Genomic DNA, 4,577 nt, shown 5'->3' on the forward strand with positions numbered 1-4,577 from the left:
GTCCTTGGACACGTGCAGCAGCACGGTGGTGTCGGCGTGGCCCGCGCTGTTCCTGTCGCCGTAGCCCTCGTTGCCGTCGCCGGTGCGCTTGTCCGCGAGGCCCGCGGCGACTCCGCCGCGCCTTCGCCGGGGCGTCGCGCCGGGCGTCGCCTGCGCGACGACGAGGCTCCGGTCTTCGCAGCCGGCGCCACCGGCTGCGGGATTTCGATCGTCACCGCGACACCCGAGGGCTCCCGCGCGCCCGTCAGCCGGCTGAGTTCCTCGTCGCCGGACTTCACGCGTGCCGTGCGCGGGCTGATCCCCGCGTTCGCCATGAGGCGCGTCATCTCACGGCGCTGCTCGGGCAGGACGAGCGTCACGACGCTGCCCGACTCGCCCGCGCGGGCCGTGCGGCCGCCGCGGTGCAGGTAGTCCTTGTGGTCGACGGGCGGGTCGACGTTGACGACCAGGTCCAGGTCGTCCACGTGGATGCCGCGTGCCGCCACGTTCGTCGCGACCAGCGCGGTGACCTGCCCGTTCTTGAACTGGTCCAGGGTGCGGTTGCGCTGCGGCTGGGACCGGCCGCCGTGCAGCGCGGCCGCGCGCACGCCGCTGGCCAGCAGCCGCTTCGCGAACCGGTCGGCGGTCCGCTTGGTGTCCACGAAGAGGATCACGCGGCCGTCACGGGCCGCGATGCGCGTGGCGACGGCCTTCTTGTCGGTCTCGTCGAGCACATGGAGCACGTGGTGCTCCATGGTGGTGACCGCGCCGGCAGACGGGTCGACCGAGTGCACGACGGGATCCGTGAGGAACATCCGCACAAGACGGTCGATGTTCTTGTCCAGGGTCGCGGAGAAAAGCATCCGCTGGCCGTCCGGCTCCACCTGCTTCAGCAACGCGGTGACCTGCGGCATGAAGCCCATGTCGGCCATCTGGTCGGCCTCGTCGAGGACGGTGATCGCGACATTGCCCAGTGAGCAGTCGCCGCGTTCTATGAGGTCCTTGAGCCGCCCCGGGGTGGCCACCAGCACCTCGGCGCCGCGCCGCAGCGCCGCGGCCTGCTTGGTGATGGACAGACCGCCGACGACGGTGGCGAGCCGCAGCTGCACGGAGGTCGCGTAGGGCGCGAGGGCGTCGGTGACCTGCTGGGCGAGCTCCCGCGTGGGGACGAGTACGAGCGCGAGGGGCGCCCGTGACTCGGCGCGGCGGCCGGCGGTACGGGCGAGGAGCGCGAGCCCGAAGGCGAGCGTCTTGCCGGAGCCGGTACGGCCGCGACCGAGGATGTCCCGGCCGGCGAGGGAGTTCGGGAGCGTGGCTGCCTGGATGGGGAAGGGCTCGGTGACGCCCTGGGCCGCGAGGGTCTTCAGAAGGGCGGCGGGCATGTCCAGCTCGTCGAACACCGTGACCGCGGGCAGCGCGGGCGTGACGGTCTCCGGCAGGGTGAATTCCTGCGGGGGCGCGGCACTGCGGGCGGACGCCTTGCCGGACCCGGACGCCTTCTTGGACCCGGTCTTGCCTGCGCCGGTGCCCGTTCCGGCACCGGGCCGATTTCCGACGCCGGAAGTGGCCGGGCGCCTGCGGGCCGGGCGTGCGGACCTGGCGGCGGGGCGGTCCGGTCGTTCGGAGCGGTTCATGCGGATGTGCCTTCCTGGGGCCTGTGGACAGCAAGAGCCGGGGCCCACACCGACGAAGGTGCGGGCCCCGGCTGCAGGAGCTGCGAGATACGCGCCCGGCAATCAGGCCGGGAGGATGTTCTCCGCCTGCGGGCCCTTCTGGCCCTGCGTGACGTCGAACGTCACCTTCTGGCCCTCCTGGAGCTCACGGAAGCCCGAGGTGGCAATGTTCGAGTAGTGGGCGAAGACGTCGGCGCCGCCGCCGTCCTGCTCGATGAAGCCGAAGCCCTTTTCCGAGTTGAACCACTTCACGGTTCCAGTAGCCATGTCATTCTCCTAAAACAGGGGCAAGCCGAAAATCCACACCTCGTGAATTTCCCGTCGCTGTCATTGAGCCCCATCCGGAGAAGCCGGAAACAATAATGTGCGCCTGAGGAAGCATTCCCGTCAGGCGCACACAAAGTTCATGGGTACCAAAACTGCAACTGTGCCACCGTAGCATGCCGGGCCCCGAAAAGCGCGGATCGGACACGCTCGATGATCGTCACTTTCGCCGGCCCGCCGTCCTCGCCCAGGAACTGCGGGCCGAAACGGTTGGCGGCCCGGTCCGGCTTACGGGCCTGCGCCGTCACCGGTTCGGCCCCGAACCGGCGCCCGGCCCGGCGTGTGCCGGTCATCGCCGCTCGGATTCACTTTCGCCGGATCGGCCCCTGTCCTGTGAGCCGGACGGGTGTCACCGGCACGAGGCCCGTCTCGTTCCCTGCGCACGGCCTTCGTACGGCCTTCGTACGGCCTTCGTACGGCCTTCGTCACGGGCGCACGGCCTTCGTCACGCCCGCACCGCGATCCCGTCGAGAACCATCGACAGATACTGCCGGGCGATCTCCTCCGGGCTGTGCAGACCTCCGGGCCGGTACCAGGAAGCGGCGACCCACACCGTGTCGCGGACGAACCGGTAGGTGAGCCGGATGTCGAGGTCGGCGCGGAAGACGTGCTCCGCGACCCCGCGCTCCAGCGTGCCGAGCCAGGCCTTCTCGAACTTCACCTGCGAGTCGGCCAGGTACTGGAAGCGGGGCTGCTGGGCCAGGTGCCGGGACTCCTTCTGGTAGATGGCGACGGCGGCGCGGTGCCGGTCGATCTCACGGAAGGACTCGGTGACCAGGGCTTCGATGGTCTCGCGCGGACCGAGACCGGCGGCGAGGACGCTGTCGTAGCCGGCCCAGAGTTCGTCGAGGAAGGTGGAGAGGATCTCGTCGACCATCGACTCCTTGGAATCGAAGTGGTAGTAGAGGCTGCCCGCGAGCATCCCTGCCGCGTCCGCGATCTTGCGGACGGTGGTGGCGTTGTACCCCTGGGCGGCGAAGACCTCGGCGGCGATGCCGAGGAGTTCCCGGCGCCGCTCGGGCGGAGCGGCGCTCACCTGCTTCTGCTTCTTCGTAGGCACCCGCCCATTCTTCCGGCTCCGCCGGGACGGGGGGACGGCAGGTCACAGGCGCCGCTGTACACGGACCGGCCCGCCCGGCCTCCAGGACCGTACGACCAGTTCGTCGCGCTCCACCGATGTCCGCACCACTTCGCTGAGCTCGACCCCGAAGAGATGGAACGGCTCCGGCGGTTTCACGTCCTCGACGAAGCGGGCCTTCTCTCCTGCGTCCGTGACCTCGAACGCCCGCCCACAGATCCGTACGTCTCCGCCGTCCGTCGAGTCGTCGGCACCCGGGTTGGCGTGCAGGGCGAAACGCGGATCGCGCAGCAGGTCCTGGGCCTTGCGGGAGCCCGGCATCATGCCGAGCCACAGGTCACCGAAGCGGAAGTTCACCTCCAGCCCCGTCAGACGCGGCGAACCGTCCTTGCGGATGGTGGCCAGTACGTGATGCCTGTACTGCTCGAAACGGAGCTGGACCGACTCGGCGAACGCGGGCTCGGCCGCCCGGAAGGCCGGCCAGGTGGAAAAAGTCATGACTGCATTCCAGCGCGGATACCCGACACCTTCTGTCGGGTATCCCGCGCGGGATGCGGCTGGGAGCCCGGACCGGCTCCTCAGCGCCGCCGCTCACCGGACGATGCCCGCGGCGCGGGCCGCGGCCAGCCACTGCGGGAACTCCTCCACCAGCCGGTCGTACAGCTCCGCGTCCGGGACCTGACGCGGGTCGAGCCCCGCGTGGAAGAAGCCCGCGTTGTCGACGGGCCGCTTGGCGGGGACGGCCAGCTCGTCGAGTTTGCGGAGGAAGTCGAACTGCGAGCTGCGCTTGTTGCCGAAGCCGACGAACTGCCAGAAGAGAGGCAGCTTCGCCGCCTTGCAGAGAAAACGCTCGGCGGCGAGCTTGTTGATGGGGCCGCCGTCGGTCTGGAAGACGACGAGCGCCGGCGCGGTGGAGCCGCTGTCCATGTAGTGGTCGATGACCGCGTCCATCGCGAGGTGGTAGCTGGTCTTCCCCATGTGCCCGAGGCCGGCGACGATCTCGTCGATACGGCCGTGGTGGTTGGCCAGGGCGATGTCGGTGACCGCGTCGACGTCGGTGGAGAAGAACACGACGGGCACGGTGCCGTCGTCGTCGAGGTTGGCGGACAGACCGAGGACGCGGTCGGCGAGGGCCTGGACGCTGCCGTCCTTGTAGTAGTCCTTCATGGACCCCGAATAGTCGACCACGAGATAGACGGCGGCACGCTCGCCGTGCAGGCCGTGCTTCTGGAGACTGATGCCCGCGGTCTTGTAGAGGCTGACGAGCGCGGGGGCGCACTGCTCGACCTTGCTCAGGCTGACGGGCATGAGGGCTCCCCTGCGTCGGACCGTTCGTCGGACCTTGTCGGCCCGTCCGACGATATCCCGTGGGGGTGGGGCCAACGTGGGGGTGTCCGGGCGGTGTTGGGGGTGACGGGGGTGGCCGCTGCGCGGACGAACGCGGACGGATGATCCAGGGATCAGTGCAAGATCATGACAGCGCGGTGCTCCCTGTGCCAGGCTCGCATCCATGCGCTACATCA

General features: G+C 69.6%; 5 protein-coding genes. All 5 read right to left on the reverse strand.

All coding sequences use genetic code 11. The features are described from left to right. Window positions 1-1,613, reverse strand: a 1,613-nt coding sequence (locus tag ABZ070_RS35460) for a DEAD/DEAH box helicase (RefSeq protein WP_356640104.1), incomplete at its 3' end; no start/stop codon positions are given. A gap of 102 nt (window positions 1,614-1,715) precedes the next feature. Further along, complete coding sequence (locus tag ABZ070_RS35465) at window positions 1,716-1,919, reverse strand: cold-shock protein (protein ID WP_005318814.1); 204 nt, start codon at window positions 1,917-1,919, stop codon at window positions 1,716-1,718. Between the two features lie 502 nt (window positions 1,920-2,421). Further along, entirely contained in the window at window positions 2,422-3,036 is a 615-nt protein-coding gene (locus ABZ070_RS35470; RefSeq protein WP_356640106.1) for a TetR/AcrR family transcriptional regulator, read from the reverse strand. A gap of 42 nt (window positions 3,037-3,078) precedes the next feature. After that, window positions 3,079-3,552, reverse strand: coding sequence for a pyridoxamine 5'-phosphate oxidase family protein (locus ABZ070_RS35475; protein WP_356640108.1), 474 nt, complete (start codon window positions 3,550-3,552; stop codon window positions 3,079-3,081). A 93-nt stretch (window positions 3,553-3,645) separates the two neighbouring features. Next, complete coding sequence (locus tag ABZ070_RS35480) at window positions 3,646-4,362, reverse strand: VWA domain-containing protein (protein ID WP_356640110.1); 717 nt, start codon at window positions 4,360-4,362, stop codon at window positions 3,646-3,648. Window positions 4,363-4,577 lie beyond the last annotated feature (215 nt).

The organism is Streptomyces sp. NPDC006283 (assembly GCF_040613325.1).
Lineage (GTDB): Bacteria > Actinomycetota > Actinomycetes > Streptomycetales > Streptomycetaceae > Streptomyces.

Bases quoted from the DNA above. Each gene is read 5' to 3' on its own strand.
- ABZ070_RS35480 (WP_356640110.1), bottom strand. From the start codon at position 4,362: ATGCCCGTCAGCCTGAGCAAGGTCGAGCAGTGCGCCCCCGCGCTCGTC.
- ABZ070_RS35465 (WP_005318814.1), bottom strand. From the start codon at position 1,919: ATGGCTACTGGAACCGTGAAGTGGTTCAACTCGGAAAAGGGCTTCGGC.
- ABZ070_RS35475 (WP_356640108.1), bottom strand. From the start codon at position 3,552: ATGACTTTTTCCACCTGGCCGGCCTTCCGGGCGGCCGAGCCCGCGTTC.